The sequence below is a fragment of the Mycobacterium sp. ITM-2016-00317 genome, assembly GCF_002968295.1.
Taxonomy (GTDB): domain Bacteria; phylum Actinomycetota; class Actinomycetes; order Mycobacteriales; family Mycobacteriaceae; genus Mycobacterium.
Genome location: NZ_CP134399.1, coordinates 3,208,361 through 3,232,911, shown reverse-complemented (window position 1 = coordinate 3,232,911; position 24,551 = coordinate 3,208,361). Strand labels below are relative to the sequence as shown.

At 65.5% G+C, this 24,551-nt stretch carries 20 protein-coding genes; 11 read left to right on the top strand and 9 right to left on the bottom strand.

Annotation, left to right across the window (positions count from 1 at the left end):
• Positions 1 to 72: 72 nt before the first annotated feature.
• Positions 73 to 1,209: a PucR family transcriptional regulator gene (locus C6A87_RS15360; protein WP_311113070.1), complete on the top strand. Its 1,137-nt coding sequence runs from the start codon at positions 73 to 75 to the stop codon at positions 1,207 to 1,209.
• Between the two features lie 196 nt (positions 1,210 to 1,405).
• Here C6A87_RS15360 and C6A87_RS15355 read toward each other — a convergent pair whose 3' ends face one another.
• Positions 1,406 to 2,050 carry a dihydrofolate reductase family protein gene (locus tag C6A87_RS15355; RefSeq protein ID WP_311113069.1) on the bottom strand — a complete coding sequence of 215 codons (645 nt, stop codon included), beginning with the start codon at positions 2,048 to 2,050 and terminating at the stop codon, positions 1,406 to 1,408.
• Between the two features lie 274 nt (positions 2,051 to 2,324).
• On the opposite strand from C6A87_RS15355, the gene C6A87_RS15350 reads away from it, so the two are divergent.
• From C6A87_RS15350 to C6A87_RS15340, 3 genes are all read left to right on the top strand, one after another.
• On the top strand, positions 2,325 to 3,953 hold the full coding sequence (locus C6A87_RS15350; protein ID WP_311113068.1) for a glutamate synthase-related protein: 1,629 nt from the start codon (positions 2,325 to 2,327) through the stop codon (positions 3,951 to 3,953).
• Positions 3,950 to 5,893: a thiamine pyrophosphate-dependent enzyme gene (locus tag C6A87_RS15345; protein ID WP_311113067.1), complete on the top strand. Its 1,944-nt coding sequence runs from the start codon at positions 3,950 to 3,952 to the stop codon at positions 5,891 to 5,893. The genes C6A87_RS15350 and C6A87_RS15345 overlap by 4 nt, the downstream gene beginning before the upstream one ends.
• A 157-nt stretch (positions 5,894 to 6,050) precedes the next feature.
• The gene (locus C6A87_RS15340; protein ID WP_311113066.1) at positions 6,051 to 8,474 is read left to right on the top strand and encodes a plasma-membrane proton-efflux P-type ATPase; all 2,424 of its coding nucleotides are present in this window, start codon (positions 6,051 to 6,053) and stop codon (positions 8,472 to 8,474) included.
• Positions 8,475 to 8,562: 88 nt separating this feature from the next.
• On the opposite strand, the gene C6A87_RS15335 is transcribed toward C6A87_RS15340, so the two are convergent.
• Positions 8,563 to 9,276 (bottom strand): SDR family NAD(P)-dependent oxidoreductase, encoded by a 714-nt coding sequence (locus C6A87_RS15335; protein WP_311113065.1) that lies wholly within the window; start codon positions 9,274 to 9,276, stop codon positions 8,563 to 8,565.
• Positions 9,277 to 9,384: 108 nt separating this feature from the next.
• Here C6A87_RS15335 and C6A87_RS15330 point away from each other — a divergent pair, with 108 nt between their 5' ends.
• The gene (locus tag C6A87_RS15330) at positions 9,385 to 9,972 is read left to right on the top strand and encodes a TetR family transcriptional regulator (protein ID WP_311113064.1); all 588 of its coding nucleotides are present in this window, start codon (positions 9,385 to 9,387) and stop codon (positions 9,970 to 9,972) included.
• A gap of 21 nt (positions 9,973 to 9,993) precedes the next feature.
• Here the strand turns inward: C6A87_RS15330 and C6A87_RS15325 are convergent, their stop codons facing one another.
• Positions 9,994 to 10,737 carry a hypothetical protein gene (locus tag C6A87_RS15325; RefSeq protein WP_311113063.1) on the bottom strand — a complete coding sequence of 248 codons (744 nt, stop codon included), beginning with the start codon at positions 10,735 to 10,737 and terminating at the stop codon, positions 9,994 to 9,996.
• Positions 10,738 to 11,667: 930 nt separating this feature from the next.
• Between C6A87_RS15325 and C6A87_RS15320 the strand changes: the two genes are divergently transcribed.
• Both C6A87_RS15320 and C6A87_RS15315 read left to right on the top strand, forming a co-directional pair.
• The gene (locus C6A87_RS15320; protein ID WP_311113062.1) at positions 11,668 to 12,057 is read left to right on the top strand and encodes a helix-turn-helix domain-containing protein; all 390 of its coding nucleotides are present in this window, start codon (positions 11,668 to 11,670) and stop codon (positions 12,055 to 12,057) included.
• A gap of 8 nt (positions 12,058 to 12,065) precedes the next feature.
• On the top strand, positions 12,066 to 12,194 hold the full coding sequence (locus tag C6A87_RS15315) for a hypothetical protein (RefSeq protein ID WP_311113061.1): 129 nt from the start codon (positions 12,066 to 12,068) through the stop codon (positions 12,192 to 12,194).
• Between the two features lie 25 nt (positions 12,195 to 12,219).
• Here C6A87_RS15315 and C6A87_RS15310 read toward each other — a convergent pair whose 3' ends face one another.
• The 4 genes from C6A87_RS15310 to C6A87_RS15295 are packed head-to-tail and all read right to left on the bottom strand — an operon-like array spanning position 12,220 to position 16,322.
• Positions 12,220 to 12,672: a DUF5078 domain-containing protein gene (locus C6A87_RS15310; protein WP_396836875.1), complete on the bottom strand. Its 453-nt coding sequence runs from the start codon at positions 12,670 to 12,672 to the stop codon at positions 12,220 to 12,222.
• Positions 12,659 to 12,991, bottom strand: coding sequence for a DUF732 domain-containing protein (locus C6A87_RS15305; protein ID WP_311113060.1), 333 nt, complete (start codon positions 12,989 to 12,991; stop codon positions 12,659 to 12,661). Before C6A87_RS15305 ends, C6A87_RS15310 begins: the two co-directional genes overlap by 14 nt.
• Positions 12,992 to 12,996: 5 nt before the next feature.
• Complete coding sequence (locus tag C6A87_RS15300; protein ID WP_396836874.1) at positions 12,997 to 15,897, bottom strand: RND family transporter; 2,901 nt, start codon at positions 15,895 to 15,897, stop codon at positions 12,997 to 12,999.
• A complete protein-coding gene (locus tag C6A87_RS15295) occupies positions 15,894 to 16,322 on the bottom strand; it encodes an MmpS family transport accessory protein (RefSeq protein WP_105341162.1) in 429 nt (142 codons plus the stop codon). The genes C6A87_RS15300 and C6A87_RS15295 overlap by 4 nt, the downstream gene beginning before the upstream one ends.
• Positions 16,323 to 17,042: 720 nt before the next feature.
• On the opposite strand from C6A87_RS15295, the gene C6A87_RS15290 reads away from it, so the two are divergent.
• The 3 genes from C6A87_RS15290 (at position 17,043) to C6A87_RS15280 (ending at position 21,737) form a co-directional block, all read left to right on the top strand.
• Entirely contained in the window at positions 17,043 to 18,962 is a 1,920-nt protein-coding gene (locus C6A87_RS15290) for an ABC transporter ATP-binding protein/permease (RefSeq protein ID WP_311113059.1), read from the top strand.
• Between the two features lie 121 nt (positions 18,963 to 19,083).
• The gene (locus C6A87_RS15285; RefSeq protein WP_311113058.1) at positions 19,084 to 20,559 is read left to right on the top strand and encodes a biotin carboxylase; all 1,476 of its coding nucleotides are present in this window, start codon (positions 19,084 to 19,086) and stop codon (positions 20,557 to 20,559) included.
• Positions 20,556 to 21,737 carry a serine hydrolase gene (locus C6A87_RS15280; RefSeq protein WP_311113057.1) on the top strand — a complete coding sequence of 394 codons (1,182 nt, stop codon included), beginning with the start codon at positions 20,556 to 20,558 and terminating at the stop codon, positions 21,735 to 21,737. Before C6A87_RS15285 ends, C6A87_RS15280 begins: the two co-directional genes overlap by 4 nt.
• Positions 21,738 to 21,754: 17 nt before the next feature.
• Here C6A87_RS15280 and C6A87_RS15275 read toward each other — a convergent pair whose 3' ends face one another.
• Positions 21,755 to 21,937: a hypothetical protein gene (locus C6A87_RS15275; RefSeq protein WP_311113056.1), complete on the bottom strand. Its 183-nt coding sequence runs from the start codon at positions 21,935 to 21,937 to the stop codon at positions 21,755 to 21,757.
• A 105-nt stretch (positions 21,938 to 22,042) separates the two neighbouring features.
• Here C6A87_RS15275 and C6A87_RS15270 point away from each other — a divergent pair, with 105 nt between their 5' ends.
• Positions 22,043 to 22,732: a type 1 glutamine amidotransferase domain-containing protein gene (locus C6A87_RS15270; protein WP_311113055.1), complete on the top strand. Its 690-nt coding sequence runs from the start codon at positions 22,043 to 22,045 to the stop codon at positions 22,730 to 22,732.
• A 1-nt stretch (position 22,733) separates the two neighbouring features.
• Here C6A87_RS15270 and C6A87_RS15265 read toward each other — a convergent pair whose 3' ends face one another.
• Positions 22,734 to 24,545 (bottom strand): potassium channel protein, encoded by a 1,812-nt coding sequence (locus tag C6A87_RS15265; protein ID WP_311113054.1) that lies wholly within the window; start codon positions 24,543 to 24,545, stop codon positions 22,734 to 22,736.
• Positions 24,546 to 24,551: the final 6 nt, after the last annotated feature.

The window sequence follows — 24,551 nt, the reverse complement described above, 5'->3', positions numbered from 1 at the left end:
ATTCAAGTCTGATGGCCGATACTCCAACTGACAATCACGTCGCGCCTAGAGATTGACCGATAGAGTGTGCAAGTGCACAGTCGGAGTGAGTGCCTTCCCGGGATAGCGGCCTGCCTGGCAGACCTGGACGCCATCGCCGCCGCCTATGTTCGGCAAGTCCGCACTCTGACCGGCTACGCAGATTCCATCGTCGACGACGACGATCTCCACCGCACCGCGCGCACGACCTTGCGCCTGCTGTTCGAGATGATCCAGGGCGAGGACCGGTTGGCGGAACTGCAGGAGTATTCCGAACGCATCGGACGCCGACGTGCTCTTCAGCAGGTTCCGCTCGAATCGCTCCTACGGGCGGTACGGATGGATTTCCCCTTTATCTGGGAGGCTCTTTCGGCACGCACCGACGGCGGCGCGGCCGCCCTCTCAGAGGCGGTGGCCTGGATTTGGAGCGCCGTGGAGCGACACACCACCAATGTGCAAGCCGGCTACCTCGACGAGATGTCGAGAGTCAACGCCGAACTCGAGCTCGAACGAACCTTTCTGCTCCGGCAGTTGCTCAGCGAAGACACCGGTGACCCGCAGCTACACCGCCAGGCGGCCGCGGCACTCGGATTGCCAGCCGACGGCGAGTACCTTGTTGTCGTTTCGGGTGACCTGCACCCCAACGAGTTCGGCCGATTGATCCGCAACTGCACCCCGCGGGTGGTGTTGCTACGCCTCGAGGGTGTCGAATTCGCCATTCTGCTTGTCGATGCGCTGACCCGGGAGGCAGAACAGCTACTGCTCACCATCCCGGCCGGGGTTTCCGTCCCCGCCACCGGACTTTCCGAAGTCGCCGGCATGTGGCGCCTTGCGCGCGAGCTGTCCACCTGGGCCGAGCCCGGCCGTGCCGCGACCCTCGAACGGCATTGGGACAAGATCGCCGCGCACCGGCTCGGCGCTATCGGGACGGCCTATGCAAAGAAGACGCTCGCCGATCTGACATCGATGCCGCCGCGCGATCGGGAAGCGTTGACCGATACGTTGCGCATCTACCTCGACACGGGTTCGATCGCCGAAACGGCCGGGCGGCTCTATTGCCATCGCCACACGGTCATCAACCGGTTGGCTCGGGTCAACAGCAGTACCGGGCTCGATCCAGCAATTCCCCGCGACGCCGGCGCCCTGCACTTATTGCTGGCCATCGAAGCTGCCGGCCGAGTTCACGAGTGAGGCCAATTCCTGGAAGTATGCCTCCAGCGTGCGTGACCGCGGGCCGACAACCGCGGGTTCGCGGATCGCACTGCATAGTCGTCACGCTCACCAAGCGTCGCTGAGCGCGCGACCAAAGTGTCGGCGGAACACCAACGCAACGGTCATGCTGAAGCTTCAGCGTCCTCGAACTGAGGGCCCACTTCGGCACGCGCAGTTACAGGTTCGCTACGCGGTTGAAGAATTGATGGGCGAGGCCGCTCGGGGTGGCGACGGACTCGACGACGAACCTCCCCCGCAGATCGCCCAGTCCGTCCCACAGAGCAACGCCGTGCCCTAGCACTACGGGCACGATCACCAGGTGCATGAAATCCACCAGATCGGCTTCAAGGAACTGACGCACAGTCGATGGCCCACCGCCGAGGCGGACATCGCGACCGCCGGCCGCATCTTGGGCAAGGCGCAGAACGTCTTTCGCCGACCCGCTGACGAAATGGAAGCTCGTTCCGTTGGCGAACTCAATCGGCGGATGCTCGTAATGGGTCATGACGAAAACCGGCGTGTGAAACGGCGGCTCGTCTCCCCACCATCCCTGCCATCCGTCGTCCGGCCATTCACCGGTGTGAGGGCCGAATTTTCGCCTGCCCATGATCTCGGCGCCGATGCCCTGACTCCACATACTGGTCAGCGCGCGGTCGACGGTAATAGGGTCTTGCACCTTGTCGACTCCATGGATGACACGACCGTCGAACTGCTCGAAAAGCTGCCCAGCATCACCGATCGGATGGTCAAAAGACACGTGGTCGCCGGCGGCATAACCGTCCAGAGAGACATTGAGGTTGTGGACCCGGGTGCGCGGCATGGACGCTCCTTCGTCGGAACAGGATTGCTCCTACGGAAAAGTATGACCTCCGTCAGCGCCCAAAGTCATCGCCGTGCGCATTCAACGCAATGCCCCCCCTTCGCGCCACGCCGGGTCGATCGCATCACCGCTCCCCCGGGGGATACCGGCTGAATGCGTTGGCGGATCACCCGCAGGCGCTGCATGTTCCGGTTGCGGCATCCTGACGCATCTGCCGACGACCGACGCGTACGATCGTCGGTGATTGACAGTTGAACGATGGGGACAGGCACGCGTGACAATTGAAACAGGCAGAACACTGCGCGTCGCCTCGCTATCCGAACTCCCCGACAACACCCCGTATGCGATCGTCGCGGCAGGTGTCGACGTCGTGCTGGTCCGTCGCGGCGACGACGTCTCGGCGTTGTACGGCCGGTGTGCGCACCGCGGGGCGCTTCTGTCGGACGGCCGCGTTGAGGGCGACCTCGTGGTGTGCGGCGTCCACGGGTGGCGCTACGAGATCGATTCCGGCGTGTCGCCGGTCAACCCCGCAATGGCATTGGCCACCTTCCCCACGTGGGTGTCCGACGGCGCCGTGTACGTCGACGAGTCGGCCATCGCCGAGTTCGCGCGCAGCAATCCGCAGACCTACGCCGACGATGGCTACCAGGGCAGGTGGATCAGCGCATCCGATACCGCCGAGGAACCGTTCGTCACACAGATTCACGAACTGGCGGCACATGGATTGAGCAGAGTCGGCCGGCATGGTCCGACGGCGGCCATGGGCGTGCCACGCGAGCTCCTGCCGTCGTGGGATTCGATCCAAGTGCTCACCGCGCAGCTCGCCCGGCTGCCGCTGACCGACGACGAACCGGTGAGCACCACGACGGTCATCGGCCCGAACGCGGCACGTCCACTGGTGCTCGACATTCCGTTGTTCATCAGCGACATGAGCTTCGGCGCTCTTTCCCAGGAAGCCAAGACCGCGCTCGCGGCGGGTGCCGAACTTGCTGGGACGGGAATCTGTTCGGGTGAGGGCGGCATGCTTCCCGAAGAGCAGCAAGAGAATTCGAAGTACTTCTACGAGCTGGCATCCGGCCTGTTCGGCTGGAGCTTCGAGCACATGAGCAAAGTCCAAGCCTTCCACTTCAAGGGGGGCCAGGGGGCCAAGACCGGTACCGGTGGACACCTCCCCGGCCCCAAGGTGGTGGGCCGGATCGCCGAGGTCCGGGGCCTTCCCCCGGGCACGGCGGCGATCTCCCCGGCACGGTTTCCCGAATGGACGTCCCTCGACCAATTCCGAGATTTCGCCGCGCAGGTCCGTGACGTCTCCGGCGGAATCCCGGTCGGCTACAAGATGAGTGCGCAGCACATCGAGCGTGATATCGATGCCGCGCTCGAGATCGGCGTGGATTACCTCATCCTCGACGGCCGCGGCGGCGGCACCGGTGCAGCGCCCACGCTGTTCCGGGACAACATATCGGTGCCCACGATCCCCGCACTGTCACGTGCCCGGCGGCATCTGGACAAGGCGGGCGAACGCCACGTGACGCTCGCCGTCACGGGGGGCATGCGCACACCGGCGGACATGGTCAAAGCGCTGGCGTTGGGCGCCGACGCCATCGGTCTCTCGAACGCGGCGCTCCAGGCAATCGGCTGCGTCGGGATGCGCGCATGCAACACCAACACCTGCCCGGCCGGCATCGCCACGCAAGATCCACGCCTACGGGCCCGGCTTCCTGTGAGCGCAGCAGCAGAGCGGTTGAACCGGTTCCTGCGGGCGACCGTCGACCTGATGGTGGTCCTTGCCCGGGCGTGCGGGCACCAGCGTCTTGCCGACTTCGAACTCGACGACCTCGTCACCTTCGACCGAGACTTCGCCTATCTGAGCGGGGTCCCTTTTGCAGGAGCTATTCCGCTGTGACTGACCAAGGTCTCACCTGGCACAAGGCCGTCGACGCCGGAGATCTCGACGAGGGCGAAGTGACCACCTGCCCGGTCGGACTCAAGACAGTCGCGCTGACCAGACTCGACGGCCGTTACGGTGCCATCGACAACCGGTGTCCCCATCAGGGTGGCCCGCTTGGTCAGGGCACCCTCGAGAACGACAAGATCCGTTGCCCGTGGCACGGTTTCGACTTCGATCCGTTCACCGGCGAGGCCGCAGGTGGCCCCGACTTCAATGTCCGCACCTACCCCGTCGATGCTCGCGCGGACGGCGTCTACGTGGGTGTACCTGAACCCGCCCCGCACGTGCGTACGGTGAGTGACGTTCTGGTCGAGACCATGACCAACTGGGGCGTCGACACGGTCTTCGGCATGGTCGGCCACTCGAACCTCGGCATCGCCGAGGCCATGCATCGCGCCGAAACCACCGGGAAGATCCGGTATTTCGGCATCCGCCACGAGGGTGCCGCAGCATTCGCAGCTGCCGCCTACGGAAAGCTGACCGGCAGGCCCGCCGCATGCTTGGGTATCGCCGGTCCAGGCTCCACGAACTTGCTGACCGGCCTCTACGACGCGAAATCCGACCGCGCACCGGTTCTGGCCCTATCCGGGAACGTCGATTCCTCCGTGGCGGGCAAGGGCGCGTTCCAGGACATCGATCTGCTCGCGGCATTCGCCGACGTGTCGGTGTACTCGGCGATGGTGCGTTCTGGCTCCGACCATGCGGAGCTGATGACGATGGCCCTCAAGCACGCCATCATCGATCGCGGAGTAGGCCATCTCGTGCTGCCCGACGAAGTGCAGATCCTCGCGGCCCCCGCCGCATCGACCTCCGGCCCAGAAGGCCGCATGCCCGACCTTCGGGTGTCTCCCCCGCCGGCCTCGGTCGGCCAGGCCCTCGAGTTGATTCGCACCGCGACCAGACCGCTTGTCGTCGTCGGTGCCGGCGCGAAGTTCGACATGCCGGCGATCATCGCACTGGCCGAACGGCTGAATGCGCCGGTGCTGACCACTTTTAAAGCCAAGGGGCAGATCTCGGACGCCCACCCCCTCGCCTGCGGCGTGCTGGGCCGGTCCGGTACACCGGTCGCATCGTGGATGATGAACAAGGCCGACCTTCTGCTGGTATTCGGCGCGTCCTTCTCGAATCACACCGGGATATCGCCGTACAAGCCGATCATCCAGGTGGACACCGACCCCATGATGCTGGGCCGGTTCCGCCCCGTCACGGTGCCGGTACTCGGTGATGCGGGGGTCAGCGCCGCCGCCCTTCTCGACGGCCTCCACCCGAACTCCGCGCTGGTGGATCAGCGTCCGGAGGTTGCCGAACGTTGGTCGGTGTGGCGCACGGAAAAGACCCGGCGTGCGGTCAAGCATCTAGACGGCCGAGTCGCTGCCGCAACCGTATTCGAAGAGCTCAACCGACTGGTACCGCCGAATGCGGTACTGACGGTGGACGTCGGCAATCACGCCTACTCGTTCGGTCGGTACTTCGAAGCCTCAGAACAATCGGTGCTGATGTCCGGGTATCTCGGATCCATCGGCTTCGGATTCCCTGCGGCGATGGGCGCCTGGGCCGCCGCACCGGACCGTCCCATCGTCGCCATCACCGGCGACGGCGGCTTCGGTCAGTACCTCGCCGACTTCACCACCGCAGTGAAGTACGACATGAACATCACGCACATCCTGCTCAACAACGGTGAACTCGCGAAGATCAGCGAGGAACAGCGCAGCGCCGAATACGCGGTCTGGCAGACCTCTCTGCAGAACCCGGACTTCGCCGCGTACGCACGCAACTGCGGCGGCTACGGCAGACGCGTCACCGATCCACGGGATCTCGGTCACGCGATCTCCGAGGCGCTCAGCCACCCGGGGCCGGCCATGGTCGAGATCCTGACTGATCCGGCCACACACTAGGACCCCACGCCGACGGGCCGTCCCGCTGCGCCGGCGATAACCGATACCGCCCTTTACAACCCTCCGAGCCGGTGTGACAGTGGACGTCGGGGATCACCGCTGCGGACCGCAGGTCGCCCCTCGGCCGCCCCCGTTGATTTCGGGCGGGGGTGTGAAGATGCAGCAGGCCGACGACGCGTTGTCCAAGAACCCGCTGGAACAGGTGCTGAGCGAGTTGGACAGCTCGGCGCACGGGCTGACCACGGACGAGGCGCAGCGGCGACAGCAGCAGTACGGGGCCAACGAGATCGCCGAGCGCCGTCGGAATCCGGTGCTGGCATTCCTCGCATACTTCTGGGCGCCCATCCCCTGGATGATCGAAGCGGCACTGGTGTTGTCGCTGCTCGCGCGGCATTGGGCCGACGCGGCGATCATCGCCGTGCTGCTGGTGATGAACGGGTTGGTCGGCTTCGTCGAGGAACACCAGGCGGCCAACGCCATCGACGCGCTCAGACAGCGTCTGGCCACCTCGGCGCGGGCATTGCGGGACGGCGTGTGGGTGACCGTGGAGCTGCGGGATCTGGTGCCCGGGGATGTCGTGCGGGTTCGACTGGGCGACGTGGTGCCCGCCGATCTGCGGGTGCTCGACGACACGACGGTCGAGGTGGACCAGTCCGCGCTGACCGGGGAGTCACTGGCGGTGTCCCGCGGCCGCGGTGAGGTGCTCTACTCGGGGTCGGTACTCGTGCGCGGTGAAACCGACGCCGTCGTCTACGCCACCGGGGCCTCGTCGTTCATGGGGCGCACGACCTCATTGGTGCAGACTGCGGGCACCGTCAGCCACTTCCAACAAGCGGTGCTGCGCATCGGCAACTACCTCATCGTGCTGTCAGCGGCCCTGGTGGCACTGACGGTCGTGGTGTCGCTGATCCGTGGCAATGCGGTGTTGGAGACACTGGAGTTCGCCCTGGTCGTCACGATCGCGTCGGTGCCGGTCGCGCTCCCCGCGGTGCTGTCGGTCACCATGGCCGTCGGTGCCCGGAAGCTGGCCCGCCACCAGGCCGTCGTCAGTCACCTGCCCGCGGTCGAGGAACTCGGCGGGGTGGATGTGCTGTGTTCGGACAAGACCGGCACGCTCACCGAGAACCGACTGACGGTGGCGGAGTCCTGGGTGGCGCTCGCGGTCGATGACGCCGACCTACTGCGGGCCGCGGCCTCGGCCTCACGCGCGGAGGACAACGATCCCATCGACATGGCCGTGCTGGGGACCGCCGGCCAGATGCCACCGCCTGTGGCCGAGGACTTCACCCCGTTCGATCCGGTCACCAAGCGCACCGAGGCGACGATTCGCGGCGACGACGGTCGCACTGTCAAGGTCAGCAAGGGCGCCCCGCAGGTCATCGGCGCGCTGTGTGCGCACGACTCCGCCACGAATCAGGTCGGTGAGGTGGTCGAGCGGTTCGCCGAGCGCGGCTACCGGTCGTTGGGCGTGGCGCGCACCGACGATCAGGGCGACTGGCGCCTGTTGGGTGTGGTGGCCCTTGCCGACCCACCCCGGGACGACTCCCCCGCGACCATTCGCGCGGCGCAGCAGCTCGGCGTCGAGGTCAAGATGGTCACCGGCGACCAGGCCGCCATCGGCCGCGAGATCGCCCGCCGGGTCGGTCTGGGCGATCGCATCGTGGACGCCGCCGCGTTGGACACCGCCAAGAACGACGATGCCTTGGCCGCGCAGGTGGCCGCGGCCGACGGCTTCGCCCAGGTGTTTCCGGAACACAAGTACCGCATCGTGCGACTGCTGCAGGCGCGTGGGCACATCGTGGGGATGACGGGCGACGGAGTCAACGACGCGCCGGCCCTGAAACAGGCCGACGCCGGCATCGCGGTGGCCGGAGCGACCGAGGCCGCCCGCGCCGCCGCCGACGTGGTGCTGCTTGCGCCGGGACTGTCGGTGATCGTGGACGCGATCCGTCAGGCCAGAGAGATCTTCGCCCGGATGACCAATTACGCCACTTACCGCATCGCCGAGACCATCCGGGTGCTGCTGTTGATCACGTTGTCGATCGTGGTCCTGAACTTCTTTCCGGTCACCGCGGTGATGATCGTGTTCCTGGCGCTTCTCAACGACGCCGCGATCCTGACGATCGCCTACGACCGTGTTCGGGGCTCGGACCAACCTGTCTCCTGGGACATGCGTCGCGTGCTCACCATCGCCACCACGCTGGGCGTGATGGGTGTCGTCGAGACCTTCCTGCTGTTGGCGATAGCGCACTCCGCCTTCGGGCTCGACGAGGACCTGATCCGCACTCTGATCTACCTGAAATTGTCGGTGTCGGGACACCTGACGGTATTCGTCACCCGTACCCGCGGGACATTCTGGTCGCGGCCGGGCCCGGCGCCGGTACTGCTCGTCGCGGTGATCGCCACCCAGGTGATCGCCACACTGATCGCGGTCTACGGAGTGTTGATGACCCCGCTGGGTTGGGCGTGGGCCGGGGTCGTCTGGGGCTATGCCCTGGTCTGGTTCCTCGTCGAGGACCGGGCCAAGCTCGCCGCGCAGCACTGGCTGGACCGCCGGCCCGTCCGTTCGGAATCGAGATGACGGCGAGATCGTCGCCCGGTAACGCGACGAGCGTGCGCCGAATCCCGTTGTGGCCCGGCGTGTCAGCCGCAGACACGCACGCTCGCGGCTAGAGCGCCAAAGCCCTGGGCGGTCCCGACAGCGTCGCCTTAGCCTCGATCGCCAGAGGGTCCATGATCTCGATCTCGCCGGCCTCAAGGCCGTCGAGCGCCAACCGCACCAGGTCGGCGGGATCGATCACAGCGCCGTCGGGGAACTGGATGCCATTGCGCTCGGCGAAATCGAAAAGCGTCTGCGTTCCGACCAGTCCGGGCACCAGAGCAGTGACGAGGGTGCCTTGGCGTTCCAGTTCGACGCGCACGCCATTGGTCAGTCCCCACTCTGCGGATTTGGCTGCGGCATAGGCGGTGTTGCCCTCGACGGTGTTCCACGCAACAGCGGACAATACGTTGAGGATGGCGCCGCCGCCGTTGCGGGCCAGGATCGGTGCGAATGCCCGAATCATCGCGAGTGTGCCGTAGTAGTTCGAGTCCATGGTCGAGCGGATGGCGGCGAGATCACCGGTGACGAGGTTTCCGCCCGCGGTGTCGGCGGCATTGTTGACCAGGACGTCGACATCACCGGCACGCTCGGCGGCCGCGTCGACCGACGACTGGTCGGTGATGTCGAGTCGCAGCACCTCGGCGCCGGGCAGGTCCACCGACTCGGGCCGACGTGCCGTCGCGTACACCTTGGCACCGCGCCGGAGGAGTTCCTCCGCGAAGTGGTGACCGATCCCCCGATTGGCACCGGTCACGAGCGCGGTCGCGCCTTGCAACTTCATCTGTCCTCCAGCTGTTTTCGCCGTCTCAACGAAGATGACCGTGCGGTCACCTTGCCTTCGCGACGATGCCAGAAGATGACCGATCGGTCAACTTGGTAGTCTCAAGCGGTGATTCTCCGTGCGGATGCGGCCCGTAACCGCGAGCTGTTACTGGCCGCGGCAGAGGAGGAGTTTGCCGAGCGGGGCCCGGCCGCCTCGGTCGCCGACATCGCCCGCCGGGCCGGTGTCGCGAAGGGCACAGTGTTCCGGCACTTCGCCTCCAAAGAGGATCTGATCGCGTCCATCGTCTGCGCCCATACCGCGGCCCTCACCGCTGCCGCGCGTCGGCTGGCAGACGCGGCCGACCCAGGGGCAGCCCTACTGGAATTCCTGACGATCGCGGCAGACCAACGCCAACGGCATGATCTGACATTTCTTCAGTCGGCCAGCGAGAGTGATCCGCGGGTCACGGAGGTGCGCAAGGAGCTGCAGACCGCACTGGGGACGCTCGTCGACCGCGCCCACGACGCGGGCGCGCTCCGGCCGGATGTCAGCACGATGGACGTCTTCCTGTTGATGTGCGCGCCGGTGCACGTCGTCGAGAACCTCGCTGCCCCAGCACCTCTGCTGTGGCAGCGCTACCTCGCCATCATCTTCGACGGGTTGCGCCCGGAGGGGGCGCATCCACTCCCCCAACCGGGCCCCGCGCTTCCCTGACGGCGACGAATCGTGCTGCGATCAGGCGGGCCGCCGCGTGATGGCCTCCCGGTACAGGTCTGAGGCTGCGCCCATCGCGGCTTGAATGGTCCTGTAGTAGTGAGTCCCGACGCCACCGTTTCGCTTGCGCAGTTGCGGGTTCTGGGCGAGCGTGGCCGCCTGCACATGGTCGCCGGCGATGCCGTGCTTCTTGTACGCGTCGAGGAACCGGGCGATGAAGCGGGTGATCGCCGTGTTCGGGTCCTGGCGCTCGGCGACGGTGCCGAAGCTGGCTTTCTCCTGGAACAGGCCGATGACCTCGTCAGCCGCGGTGCCGCGTCCCCCGTAGGCCTGCACACCACCGGATACGGCTGGGCGGAAACTCGATTCGATCTTCGCCGTGGCGATGACAGTGGTGATCTGCTCTTCGCTCAGACCGGCGGCGTGACCGTGGTCGACGATGGCCTTGACGATGTCCTGCGCGTTGGAGTCTTTGTGCACCACCAACGGCGGCGCGGGCACGGCCACCGGTGGCTCGGGCACGACCGCAGCCGCCTCGGCTACCGTCACGGGTGCCTGCGGGGCGGCTCCAGCTGTGGTCGGCGCGGCATCATCCGCCGGACGCTGCTCTACCGCGACCTCTGTATGCCGGTGCGTCGGCGAAAGAACCACAGCCGCGCCGCCGAGGCCGGTGATGACGAGAAGGGTTGTGACGATCTTCGTTCCGTGCTTCTGAACACGGAACATCGTGGTGGATTGGCCGACTTTCGGCATGGTCTTGCTCACTTCTATCTGTTCTCAACATGTGGAACCGTGTCGGGCACGGCCCCGCCCTCTCGGCGCGGACGACGGCAGCGTTGAACTGCCGACGGGGCGGGCTCGGGGGCGACTGAGCGCCGACCCGGCCGGATGCCACGCCAGAGAAAGTTTGCTGTGTGCGTTACCGCTGCGATGACGCCAAGTGGCCTCTCGGCGGCACGTCACGCGTGTGGCGACTGACTCATCTGTTGCCATATTGTGATATATGCCATCTACCTGGCAGTACCGCTCGGTAACGAGCTGTTCTAAGCATATTCCTGTTTTCGTTATCCGGCAAAGTCCGGGCATTGATTCGGCCATCGGCAGTGTGCGCACGTAGGAGCGATAGCCCGGATAGCGTTTGCTGGCTGGCGGCGATGCTGCATCGGCTGGGAGAAGGGAGCTCAGTTCAGTCGGTGTCGAGGGTCACGTGACAGCGGACTCAGGCGAGGGCGGCTTCGGGGCCTCCCGAGACTGCAGTTCTCCGGACTGCGTCTCCCTAGGCTCGAGGCGTGTAGAGGAATTGAACGTCTCGTCTCGCCGGTGTGCATTCCGTGTTGTGCAGTCCCGCAACGCGTTCGATGACAGCCGTAGAGGATTCTCGGCACTGCCGGTGATGAGACAGGGTGATCGGGCCGCGCATTGTTCGCCAATTCGACTGGATTGCAGGCGCATAGCCCCACAAGGTCGAGGGATCACGAGAAATAGCAGCGAGCGATCTCGCATCTTCACGCGGTATGTAATGCCGCGATCGCAGTGAACAAGACGAGGCGCAAAGTCCCACGAGATGCGTGTGGTCGATCCCGGCGGGGGTACCCTGACCTCGTGCCTATCCCCGAGACGCAATTGCTGCGCCGCCACACCCGGGGCTGACGAGTGGCGAAATCCGTGCTGGGGCGGGGTACCGCCCGCGCTCGCGTGCTGGAGGCCGCGGTGGCGCAGTTCGCTGAACACGGTGTCAGCGGCACCACCTTCCAGATGATCGCCGACAGCATCGGCGTCGGTAAGGCGTCGGTCTACTACCAGTTCCGCTCCAAGGAAGACATCGTCGCGGCCGCCGCTCAGCCCATGTTCGACGATATGGCTCGCGTGGTGGCGATCGCGGAGGCTGTCCCGGATACCGGCACCCGCCGGGAGATCACCATCAGCGGGCTCATCGAGACAATCGTGCGGCACCGCCGACTGGCAGCCGTCCTCAACGGTGATCCGGCCCTGGAGCATCTGATCCAGTCCCGCGGGGACCTCACCGATCTGGTCGACCGTCTCACCAACTTGCTACTCGGCGGCGATCAGGGGCCGGCCGGGTAGTCATCTCCATGGTCACCAATGGGATCTATGCCGCCGCGACCGACAAGTTTGTCGAGGACGTCAGCGACGCCGACCTACGCCGCACTCTGCTGGACGCCGCGCAGCAATTGCTGCGCACCGCATCGTATTTCGAATGAGGTGGCTCTCGTCACCGGGCCCGGACTACCACGTCCAGACGCCGGGATCGGCGGGCGGATACTTCGCGCAGTTCTTGGTGCCGTGCGCGACAACGCCCTTGTTGTTGAAGAACAGCTTGGCCCAGTTCGGCCAGTTCCAGGCGAGCTGCTCGTAGAAGGCGTTGGTGGCCGTCTCCTCCGAATAGGCGCACCGCCCCGCGAAGTCCATCGAGAAGAACCAGGTGATGCGATCCCGCGTCCACCGCTGAACCTCGGGGGACTTGTTCTTGTAGTCGATCATGTAACGCTCGTAGTACACCGGGTTGGTGTCGCGCACGGCGGCCATGTACTGGTCGACGGTGCAGGTGGTTCTGAGCATATTGCTCGGGATCGGATACTCGTCGGTGGCATCGGCATTCGCGAGGGCCGGGGTCAGCGTCAGCGTGGAGACCGCGGCGATGACGGCCAGGCCGGCACCGGCGAATCTATTGCGTGGCAAGGCGTAACCCCTCGATCTGCTCCGGGCAGTAGGTGTTTACCGCGCCGCCGACGAACTGCCAGGCCTGTTCGGTGGTGGTGCCGGTGTTGAGTTGCGCGTGGACGAATTCGGCCGATTTGAAGGGGTCTGCATCAAGGCCGGTGCGCAGGCGTTTGCACATGATCTTGGCAATCCAGGCGTTGTAGTCCTTCTGCCCGTAGATGCCGTAGGTGTGCAACTGCGCGGCGAACGCCGTATCGGGATCGGCGTGCGCCACGGGCGCAGCGGCGACTGCCGACGCCATCACACCGACGATCGCTGCGGACGTCACCTTCGCCATCCTCGTCACAGCAGTGCCTCCTGCGGCTGACGTTGAATCGGCGGCCAGGGCTGCGGTTTCGGCCGGGACCGGACGTGCTGCGGCCACCAGAACCATCTGCCCAGAAGTGCTGCGACAGAGGGCATCATGAACGAGCGGATCACCAGGGTGTCGAACAACAGGCCCAGGCCGATGGTGGTGCCGACCTGACCCATGATCGTCAGGTCGCTGACCGTCATCACCATCATCGTGAAGGCGAACACCATGCCGGCCGCGGTCACCGTCGAACCGCTGCCGCCCATCGTCCGGATCATGCCGGTCTTCAGTCCGGCGTGGATCTCCTCCTTCAGGCGGGCGACGACCAACAGGTTGTAGTCCGCCCCCACCGCCAGCAGGATGATCACCGCCATCGGCAGCACCATCCAGTGCAACTCGATGCCGAGGATGTGCTGCCACAGCAGCACTGATACGCCGAACGATGCGCCCAGGGAGAGGATCACGGTACCGACGATCACCGCGGCAGCCACGATCGCACGGGTCAGGAAGAGCATGATCAGGAAGATCAGGCCGATCGCGGCGATCCCGGCGATCATCAGGTCATATTTGGTTCCGTCGGCCATGTCCTTGAACGTGGCCGCGGTTCCGCCCAGGTAGATCGTCGAGCCTTCGAACGGCGTGCCCTTGATCGCCCGCGCGGCAGCGGTCTTGATCGCATCGATCCGCTCGATGCCCGCGGCCGACATCGGATCACCCTCGTGGTTGATGATGAACCGCACAGCATGCCCGTTCGGCGACAGGAACTGCTCCAAACCCCTTGCGAAATCCGGGTTGTCGAACGCCTCCGAAGGAAGGTAGAACGAGTCGTCGTTCATCGCATCGTTGAAGGCCTTGCCCATTTCGGTCGAGGTTTCCTGCATGATGCGTTGTTGTTCCTGCATACCCTGCTGGGTCTGCTGCATGGTCAGCATCATCTCTTTCATGCTCACCATGGTCTGCTTCATCTCGGGCATGATCGCGACCATCTGCGGCATCAGCTCGTTGAGCCGGTGCATCTGCGGCATCATCTCGTTCATGTCCGAGGTCATCACGTCCATGCCGTCGATGACGTCGAATACCGAACGGATCGACCAGCACATCGGGATGTTGTAGCAGTGCGGTTCCCAGTAGAGGTAGTTCCGTATCGGGCGGAAGAAGTCGTCGAAGTTGGCGATGTTGTCGCGCAACTCTTCGATGTTGAGCACCATGCCGTCCATGGACGACACCATCTTGCTGGTGGTGTCTGCCATCTCGACGGTGATGGCGTTCATCTTGTCCATGTTCTCGATCGTCTTCTGCATCTCCGCGACCTGATTGGACATGTCGGCGGTGCGGTCGGCGTTGTACTTTTCGTTGAGCCGCTGCAGGGTGCCCTGCTGGCTGATCGCATACGGGATCGTGGTGTTCTCGATCGGGGTGCCGTCCGGCCGGGTGATCGTCTGCACCCGTCCGATGCCGTCGACCTGGAAGATGGCTTTGGCGATTTTCTCGATGACCAGGAAGTCGGCCGGATTTCGCAGGTCCCGATTGCTTTCGATCATCAGCATCTCGGGGTTCAGCCGCGCCGGGGAGAAGTGCCGCTCGGCGGCCGCGTACCCCTGGTTGGAGCTGATGTCATCGGGTAGATACAGCCGGTCGTTGTAGCTGGTCTTGTAGCCGGGCAGTGCCAACAGGCCGATCAGGGACACGGCGATGGTGGTGATCAGAATGGGCCCCGGCCACCGCACGACGGCCGCACCCACCTTGCGCCAACCCCGGATCCGCATCGAGCGCTTCGGATCCATGAACCGGCCCGCCACGGTGACCATTGCCGCACCGAACGTCATGGCCGTGACGATCAGCACCAGCATGCCGATGGCCAGTGGCACGCCGAGGGTCTGGAAGTACGGCAACCTGGTGAAGCTGAGGCAGAACGTGGCACCGGCGATCGTCAGGCCGGAACCGACGATGACGTGTGCGGTACCGCCGAACATGGTGTAGTAGGCCGACTCTCGGTCCTCGCCACTGCCCCTGGCCTCCTGATAGCGACCGACGAGGAAGATGGCGTAGTCGACAGAGATCGCGATCGCCAGGGTGACCAGCAGGCCGGTTGCGAAGGTGGAGAGACCGATGATGTCGTGGTATCCGAGGAAGGCCACCGCGCCGCGGACCGTCAGCAGGCTGACCACGACCATGCCGATGATCATCACCGTCGTCATGATCGACCGGAAGATGATCAGCAACATGATGATGATGACGAGGAAGGTCAGCGCCTCCACCAGACGCATGCTGCCGTGGCTGGCTTCCTCCTGTTCGGCCGTCATCGCCGCGGAGCCGGTGACGAACACGGAGACCCCGTCAGGCGCCTGCATGTCCTCGACGATGTTCTTCACCGCCGCGATGGACTCGTTGGCCAGCGCCTCGCCCTGGTTGCCGGCCAGGTTCGCCTGGACGTAGACGGCCTTGCCGTCGCCACTCTGCACGCCTGACGCGGTCAGCGGATCACTCCACAGGTCCTGGACATGCTCGACGTGGACGGTGTCGGCTTCCAGTCTCTCGATCAGCTCGGAGTAGTAGCGCCGGGTGTCGTCACCCAGCTTCTCCTCCCCCTCCAGCACGATCATCACCGAGCTGTTCGACTCGTACTCTTCGAAGACTTCACCCATGCGCTCGGTGGCGATGACTGCGGGCGCCTCTTCGGGACTCATCGACACCGACCGCATTTTGCCGACGGCTTCGAGCTGTGGCACCGAGATGTTCAGGAAGGCGGCGATGCCGATCCAGACCAGGATGATCGGGATCGCGAGCTTGCGGAAGACGCGGGCGATGCGGCCGAAATGCGCTGTCTCGTGGGGTGCCGAACCGGCAGTGACGATAGGGCCGGTGCGCGCATCGGCGCTGTGCGCGCTCACGCGGACTTCACGATGCAGAAGGTCTGGACGTTGGTGCCACGGACGCTGCGTTCGTCCTTCAGCTCGCCGTCCACGAGAACCCGGCAGCCGAGGAAGCTCGTCTTGCCCTGGGCCACGATATTGGCCGCAGCCGACGGCTCCATCGTCTCCAGCGTGAGCGACCAGGGCAGGACCGCACCGTCAACGCGTTGCGGCTCGCCCTCGAGGTCCACGTAGTTCACATCCACTGCCGCCCCTTCCGGGCCAAAGATCTCGTAGGTCACCACTTTTGGATCGAAGGGCTCGGGATCGTTCGCGAACTCGATCGGCGTCACCAGGGGTGGTTCGGACCCGAAGACGCCTCGCACACGGTCGACGGCGAACGCCGCGACTGCGACCACGACAGCCATCACAAGAGGCAGCCACACCCGCTTGAGCAGTTGCATCCCGAGGTTCCTCCTGCGCTGATATGCCATCGACCGACCCAAGTTATACAGATGGTCTACTTAAAACAAACGAACGGCTAGGTGGCGGTAGTCACACGGCGTAACGGGCGCGAACGAAGTTTCGAACGGCCGCATCGCCGGAATGTCGCACCGACGGGGCGGGGCGACACGGCCCGCAGTGCGCATGCCCTCGGCGCGCAGCGCCGCAGAGAAACGATCCTCGGACCTCTTTAGGGTGCTGACACGCGTCGTCGAAATCCCCTCTGGCCGAAGTGATTATCAGCGTCAACGGTGTGCGCGACCGTCTTTGATGTGCGCGTACCGCCGCTCCGAGTCTCGGCCCCGGCCGAACTCAGCGGTCGCAGGTTCGGCCCCGGTGTGGCCTGGGCTGACAGCCCGCGCCCTGTCCATCTGAGAAAGATCGTCGGGCGCGGCCGCCGGCAACGTGCGGCCACTGACTCATTGATTGCCGGGTGTGGCCTGGGCCTCTCGTCTCGTCCGTTGTGGTGGCGGCCATGGCACGTCGACCTCAGAGGCAGTGGCGCTCGCAGAAGTTACGGTGGTCTGATGCGCACGGCCAGCAGAGTGCGGTGACGACGGCGCCGTCAGCGACGGCGCGCGGCCGAATCGGTGTCGATCCGGCGGGATCCTGCACGGGGCGGCACCTGATCGATACCTGCGGACGCGTCCGCTGCAGCCACCACGCAATCGGGGTGTCCCATGGATGAGGTCCAGCCGTTCACGCCGTCGGTCGACTGGAGCAACGCCCTCGCCGACTCCCTGATCTGGATCGGCGAGGCATGGACGATCGCCGCGTTGAGCACGGTCGCCGCCTTGGCGCTCATTGCCAGGTTCACCGTCTGGGGCCGGCAGTTCTGGGCCGTCACCGGCGCGTACTTCACGGGGCGGCGCAGCGTGCGACCCTGGCTGTCACTCGCCGCGATGCTGTTGTCAGTGGTCATCGGCGTGCGATTGAGCGTCCTGTTCAGCTATCAGGGCAATGACCTGTACTCCGCCGCGCAGACCGCGGTGGAGGGCCACGCGCTCGGCAATCAGGCGGTGAAAGAGTCTGGGATATCCGGCTTCTGGCTCTCGCTGCTGGTGTTCTCGGTGTTGGCCGCAATTCTGGTGACCAGAATCATGGTCGATCTGTTCATCACGCAGCGTTTCATGCTGGCCTGGCGAGCGTGGTTGACCGACCGGCTCACCGACGACTGGTTGGACGGGCGCGCCTACTACCGGCTGAGGTTCATCGACAGCACCATCGACAACCCCGATCAGCGCATCCACTCGGATATCGATGTCTTCACCGCGATCTCCGGACCGCAACCCAACACCCCGCATCAGACCAGTAACGGCACCCTGCTGTTCGGCGCGATCTCCTCGATCGTGTCCGTCATGTCGTTCACCCAGATCCTGTGGAATCTCTCGGGTTCGGTGTCTCTACTCGGTGTGGAGCTGCCGCGTGCCCTCTTCTGGTCGGTGTTCGTCTACGTCACGTTCGCGACCGTCATCGCATTCTGGCTCGGACGTCCGCTGATCCGGCTCTCCTTCAACAACGAGAAGTTCAACGCGGTGTTCCGCTACGCGCTGGTCCGGCTGCGTGATGCCGCCGAAGCCGTGGCCCTGTACCGAGGTGAGAAGCCGGAACGCCGCGCGCTTCGCGCCCGGTTCTCACCGGTGGTGTCGAACTACAAGAGGTTCGTCAACAGGACCATCGTCTTCACCGGATGGAATCTGTCGATGAACCACATCATCATTCCGCTGCCGTGGCTGATCCAGGCGCCTCGGCTTTTCGCCGGCCAGATCCAGCTCGGTGCAGTGATCCAATCGGTCTCGGCATTCGGGGCCATTCAGGACGCCCTGTCCTTCTTCCGCAATTCCTACGACGTCTTCGCCGGCTACCGCGCCGCCATCCTGCGACTCCACGGACTGGTGACCGCCGACGAGCAGAGCCGGGAACTGCCGGTGCTGGCGGTCGTCGCCGATGATCGTGACGGTGTCGATCTCAGCGCGGTGGAGGTGCGCGATCCGGCGGGAAGACAATTGCTCAGCGACCTCGACCTGAGCTTGAGCCGCGGAGAATCGCTGATCATCACGGGGAAATCAGGCACGGGCAAATCCACGTTGCTGCGCAGCCTGGCCCAGTTGTGGCCCTACTCTTCGGGCACCATGCACTGCCCGGGCGGCGAGCACGAGACCATGTTCCTGTCCCAACTCCCCTACGTGCCGCTCGGGAACCTCCGGACGGTCGTGTCCTATCCGCGGGAGTCCGGAGACATCCCCGACGGCGACCTGCAGAGCGCGTTGGAGGACGTGGCGTTGCCGCGCTACACCAGCCGGCTCTCCGACGAGGAGGACTGGGCCAAGGTGCTCTCCCCCGGCGAACAGCAGCGCATCGCCTTCGCCCGGGTGCTGCTGACCAAGCCCAAAGCGGTGTTCCTCGACGAGGCCACCTCGGCGCTCGACGAGCCGCTCGAATTCATGATCTACAGTCTGGTGCGCCACGAACTCCCGGAGACTGTGCTTGTCAGCGTCACCCATCGCAGCACAGTCGACCGGCATCACCAGCAGCGAATGGAACTGTTGGGCCAAGGACGATGGCGGTTGAGTCGGGTCGACGGCATCGGCCCGCAGTAGCGGTGAAGTACTTGCGGATGCACTCAGATGCCGGCCCGCGGGCGCGTCATACGTCGACACGGCCGACGGGCCGGGCGCACACTGGTGCCATGGAGGTACACCCGACACCGACTCGGCGGGCGTGATCGTGGCGGGTGGACCGGGCGACGGGCCGCGTCCCGTGCTGCATGGTCTGTCGGACATCCGCGCTTTCTTCCACACCAACACCACACCGCTGTACTTCATCTCGCCGACTCCGTTCAACCTGCTGGGTATCGACCGTTGGGTGCGAAACTTCTTCTACCTGAACTACTTTGACTCGTTCGAGGGCGAGCACCCGCGGGTGTTCGTGCCCCGGCGGCGGGAGCGGATCGATTTCGGGTCGATGGGAGATGTGTGCAACCACCTCCTGCGTGATCCCGAAACACTGGATTTCGTCGCGCAGCAGGGTGGCGGCAAGGCCTGCCTCGTGATGCTGGACGAGGAGACTCAGGCGCTGGCGCACGAGGCGGGAATCGAGGTCATGCACCCGCCGGTGGAGCTGCGCCATCGACTGGACTCCAAGCTCGTCATGACAGAGCTGGCCGACGAGGCAGGCGTGCCGAGCGTGCCCCACGTGATGGGTCGGGCGGGCTCCTACGACGAACTGGTGACCCTCGCAGAAAGCGCCGAGCTGGGAGACGATCTCGTCATCGAGATCCCCTACGGCAACGCCGGCAGCGGGACCTTCTTCGTTCGGAGCCGGGGCGATTGGGACCGGTCCGCGGGTGCCCTGGGCGGGCAGGACATCAAGGTGATGAAGCGCATCCGCAACGTCGAGGTGTGCCTCGAGGGCACGGTGACCCGCCACGGCACCGTGACCGGCCCGCCGATGACGAGTCTCGTCGGCTATCCGGAGGTGACCCCGGGCAAGGGCAGCTGGTGCGGCAACGACATCTGGCGCGAGGTGCTGCCGCCTGCCCAGACGCGTGCGGCCCGGGAGATGGTCGGCAAACTGGGCGACGTCCTGCACCGCCAGGGGTACCGCGGCTACTTCGAGGTGGATCTGCTGCACGACCTTGACGCAGACCAGCTCTACCTCGGCGAGGTGAACCCCCGCCTGAGCGGCGTGAGCCCGATGACGAACCTGACCACCGAGGCCTACGCCGACATGCCGCTGTTTCTCTTTCACCTGCTCGAGTACATGGACGTCGACTACGAGCTCGACATCGACGAGATCAACGCGCGCTGGGAGCGCGGCTACGGCGAGAACGAGGTCTGGGGCCAGCTCGTCCTCTCGGAGACCTCACCGGACGTGGAGATCTTCACCGCCACCCCGCGCACCGGGGTGTGGCACCTCCACGACGACGGGCACGTTTCCTTTGCGCGCCCCGGCAACGATGCGGCGACGCTGCTCGACGAGTCCGAGGCCTTCTACATGCGCGTCGCGGCACCCGGCGAAATACGCTGCGAGGGCGCCCAACTCGGCGTGCTTGTCACCCGCGGGCACCTGCAGACCGAGGATTACCAACTCACCGAGCGCTGCCGGCACTGGATCAACGGGATCAAGGCGCAGTTCGCCTCGACGCCCCTGACGCCGGCCACGACGATGGTGTCGCGGCTCGTCGCACGAGCGTGAGCAACGCCCCGGCCGGTATCTCCCTGGCCAACTGGCTGTCGCAGCCATACGCGCACTGGTCATTTCAGCACGTCGAGGACTTCGTGCCGACTGCGGTGATCTCCCGCGGCGTCGAGGCGGTCGCGGCGTTGCGCTCGGTCAGTACGCCGATCGTCGGCATCGAAGTGTCCGACAGCGAGGCCACGCACACCACCGTCGGCGCAGTGCTGGCCCGCACCGCGACCGACGGATGGGCCGTCGCGCACCACGATTCGATGATCACCGAGGAATACTTCGACGGCTTCACAGCCCACACCCGGCATCTGCTGTTCTCGGTGAGCAAATCGCTGGTGGCGGCCGTGGTGGGCGCCCTGCACGGAGGCGGCGCGATCGATCTCGACGCGCCGGTCACGTCCTACGTTCCCGCATTGGGAACCAGTGGCTACGCCGGCGCCACGGTACGCCAGCTGTTGGACATGCGGTCGGGTATCGCCTTCTCGGACAACTACCTTCACCCGACCGCCGAGATACACCTGCTCGACCAGGCGGTCGGATGGGCACCGCGCAGAGATCCAGAAGCCCCGTCCACGCTGCGTGACTTCCTGCTCGCCCTTCGACAGAAGTCAGATCACGGAGGGCCGTTCGAGTACCGCTCGTGCGAAACCGACGTCCTCGGCTGGGTCTGCGAAATCGCGGGAGGTCAGCGGATGCCCGAACTGATGTCGGAACTGTTGTGGAGCCGACTCGGCGCCGGAAGTGACGCCACCATCGGTGTCGACACCGACGGCACCGGCTTCTTCGACGGCGGTATCAGCGCGTGTCTGACCGACCTGATCCGGTTCGGGACGCTATTCCTGCACGAGGGTGTCTCGTTGACCGGCCGCCAGGTGGTTCCGGCGGCGTGGATCGCCGACACCCTGCAGGGCGGGCCCGACTCGCGAGAGGCGTTCGCCGCCGGCCCGGGCGAGAACACGATGCCCGGCGGGATGTACCGCAACCAGGTGTGGTTTCCCTACCCGGGCAACAACGTCGTGTTGTGCCAGGGCATGCACGGGCAGATGATCTACGTCAACCGCTCCGCCGAGGTGGTCGCCGCCAAGTTGTCCACCCAGCCCGACGCCGGGGACCCGCGGATGCTGTCGGACATGTTGCGGGCGTTCGACGCAGTGGCACAGCAACTCTCCGGGACCGCCGGTTGATCTGAGCTGCGCCTGCGTCAGCCCTTGACGTCCAACTCGGTGTTCGGCGGGAACGGCTCGCCCCGGTGTTCGGCGCGTGCCTTCTGCCAACCCAGCCGCCACAGGCGGGCGGCGGCGAGGTGACCGGCATACGGGTTGTCGAGTGTGTCGGGGAAGGCCGCGTGTCCTTCGCGGTACGCCCGAAGCAGCACGTGGTCCATGTCAGGGATTCTGTCAGTTTCCCGCGGCAACGTTTTTCGCGCGGAACGGTGACCCCGGCGGACAATTGATGGTCCGGCCGTCACACCTCAGAGGGAAGAAGCACCATGAGAATTCTGATCGTCTTGACCTCGCACGATGAACTCGGTGACACAGGGCGTAAGACGGGGTTCTGGCTCGAAGAGCTTGCTGCCCCCTACTACGCATTCAAAGACGCCGACGCCGACATCGTGCTGGCCTCGCCGAAGGGCGGGCAGCCCCCGCTCGATCCGAAGAGCAATGAACCCTCCTCCCAGACCGACCTCACGCGTCGCTTCGAATCCGACGCATCAGCCAACGCCCAACTCGCCTCCACGGTGCGCTTGGACAGCGTCTCCGCCGAAGATTTCGATACCGTCTTCTACCCCGGTGGTCACGGGCCTCTCTGGGACCTCGCGGAGGATCCGGATTCGGTCGCGCTCATCCAATCGTTCTTGGCCGCCGGCAAACCCGTGGCGCTCGTCTGCCACGCGCCCGGCGTCCTTCGCCATGTGAAGAAGCCCGGCGGAGAACCGCTCGTCGAGGGCATGAAGGTCACCGGTTTCGCCAACTCCGAAGAAGAAGCAGTCGGCCTCACCGACGTCGTGCCGTTCTTGGTCGAGGACGAACTCAAGGCCCTGGGGGGCGTCTACTCCAAGGGACCGGATTGGGGCTCGTACGTCGTGACCGACAACCTTCTGATCACCGGGCAGAACCCCGGGTCCTCAGCGGAAGCTGCTGCCGTACTGATCAAGCAGTTGGCGTCGCAGAAGAGCTGAATCAGGTTGCCCGGGAACGGGTCAGCTTGCGCCACACCCAGCTGGAAGGCACGTACCGTCCGTGCACGACGTACTCCCTGGTGGCGTCGACCAGGAGCGTGGCGTCGAGCAGGCGACGTGCAGACGGCCAGCCGACCAGCAGCAACTCGTCGTCCGGAGCCAGCACCACATCATCGTCCGGTGCCAGCACAAAGCCCGCGTCGTCGCCACCCCCGGCTGCGCGCGCGAGCAGCAACGGGACCGCGTGCAGCGGTTCATCACGGTCATCCGGGTTGCGCAGCAGGTCTCCCAGTCGCGCCCCGCCCTCGGCGAGCCACATCGTCAAGGCCGGGGCCTCCGTCGCGGTCAGCCGTACTTTCCACACCGCCTGCAACCGCTCTCCGCACAGCAGCGTCAATCGGTCGACGATGGCGGCCGCCCAGGCATCTTCGTGCCGCGGCACCTCACGCAGGAACCGCCACATCAGGGGCGTGGCCAGAAGCGCGTACACCTCGCGCGCGACAACGTCTGCCGGGACGAGTATCGAGTCGACCTCTACGGCTGCAAACAGCGGCGCACTGGCCGCCTTGTTCTGCCTCGCCGCGACGAACAACGTGGGGTTGGCCCGGCGGGCCGAAGCGATCAGCGAGAGATTGGTGGTGTCGTTGTCCGTGGCGGCCACGAACCCGGCGGCGCGTTCGATCCCTGCCCGGGTGAGCACATCTGGTTCGTAGCCGTAACCCACGATGGTGTCCGGGCCGTGCTCGGCGACGTCTTTGGGCTCGACCACCGTCACGTCCAAACCCTCGGCGCGCAGGTCCTGGGTCACTTCCCGGCCGAAGCGCCCGTAACCGCAGATCACCCAGTGTCCCTGGGAAGGTGGGCAGCCACGGGGCGGTAGGCGGGCGCCGGGTCCGCTCTCCAGCCAGGTCATGAGCTGATAGGAGGCCGGGGCGCGCAGCGCCACCCGGAGGTGATCGCCGAATCGGTCGAACGGATTGACGACGGTGGGCGTGCCGAAAGCGCGCATCCGTTCCGCGGTCGTCGGCGAGACCGCCCGGCTGATGACGAGGAGGTCGGGCCGCAGCAACGCCGTGGCCTGCACGACAGCCAGATTGGCTTCATCGTCGTCGGTCAGCGCCAACACGCCCTCACAGGACGGCAGATCCAGCCCTGCGACCGCGAGGTGTCCGGGGTCGCCGGCATCGGCAACGAGGCCGGGCACGTCCGCGCGGTACGAGTCCATGTCGAGGTCATCGATTCGCTCGTCATCACTGTCGATCACCACGAAGCGCCGCCCCAGCGCATCCAGCGAGCGGGCAAGGAGTTCACCGGTGCGCCCGTACCCGACGATGAGCAGGAACGGTTCTCGCATCCGGTCGACCTTGCGCGTGAAATGCTGCAGAGCGAGCGCCTGCCGGAAGCCACGTTCCTGCAACAGGGCCAGAAGTGACCCGATTGCGTACGCCCAGCCCACCACCGTGAGATAGATCGAGATCGTCAACCACATGCGCTGGTTGTAGGTGAACGGGTATGGGATCTCACCGAAGCCGATCGTGGAACCGGTATAGCTCATCACGTAAAAGGCGTCGAAAAAGCCCATGCGCCACGGGCGGCCCTGCGCATCCTGGCCGGGGATCAGCGTGAGGCCCAGGGTGGTGATCGCGAAAATCACGATCAGGACGATCAGCGGCACTCGCATCCGGCGCATCACCAAAAAGATTGTGGCCGAGGCCTTCCTGGAGGTGGCCATCGGCGCCCGCCAGCGCGGCGCGCGGCGCGCCTGCTCCGTGCCGAACAGGCGAGACCAGAGCAGCAGCAGCGGGTTGCTCACGGCCGG

Coding starts and splice junctions, on each gene's coding strand:
- C6A87_RS15295 (WP_105341162.1), bottom strand. CDS start 16,322: ATGCAACTGCTCAAGCGGGTGTGGCTGCCTCTTGTGATGGCTGTCGTG.
- C6A87_RS15340 (WP_311113066.1), top strand. CDS start 6,051: ATGCAGCAGGCCGACGACGCGTTGTCCAAGAACCCGCTGGAACAGGTG.
- C6A87_RS15335 (WP_311113065.1), bottom strand. CDS start 9,276: ATGAAGTTGCAAGGCGCGACCGCGCTCGTGACCGGTGCCAATCGGGGG.
- C6A87_RS15305 (WP_311113060.1), bottom strand. CDS start 12,991: ATGGCGAAGGTGACGTCCGCAGCGATCGTCGGTGTGATGGCGTCGGCA.
- C6A87_RS15290 (WP_311113059.1), top strand. CDS start 17,043: ATGGATGAGGTCCAGCCGTTCACGCCGTCGGTCGACTGGAGCAACGCC.
- C6A87_RS15270 (WP_311113055.1), top strand. CDS start 22,043: ATGAGAATTCTGATCGTCTTGACCTCGCACGATGAACTCGGTGACACA.
- C6A87_RS15355 (WP_311113069.1), bottom strand. CDS start 2,050: ATGCCGCGCACCCGGGTCCACAACCTCAATGTCTCTCTGGACGGTTAT.
- C6A87_RS15315 (WP_311113061.1), top strand. CDS start 12,066: ATGGTCACCAATGGGATCTATGCCGCCGCGACCGACAAGTTTGTCGAG.
- C6A87_RS15275 (WP_311113056.1), bottom strand. CDS start 21,937: ATGGACCACGTGCTGCTTCGGGCGTACCGCGAAGGACACGCGGCCTTC.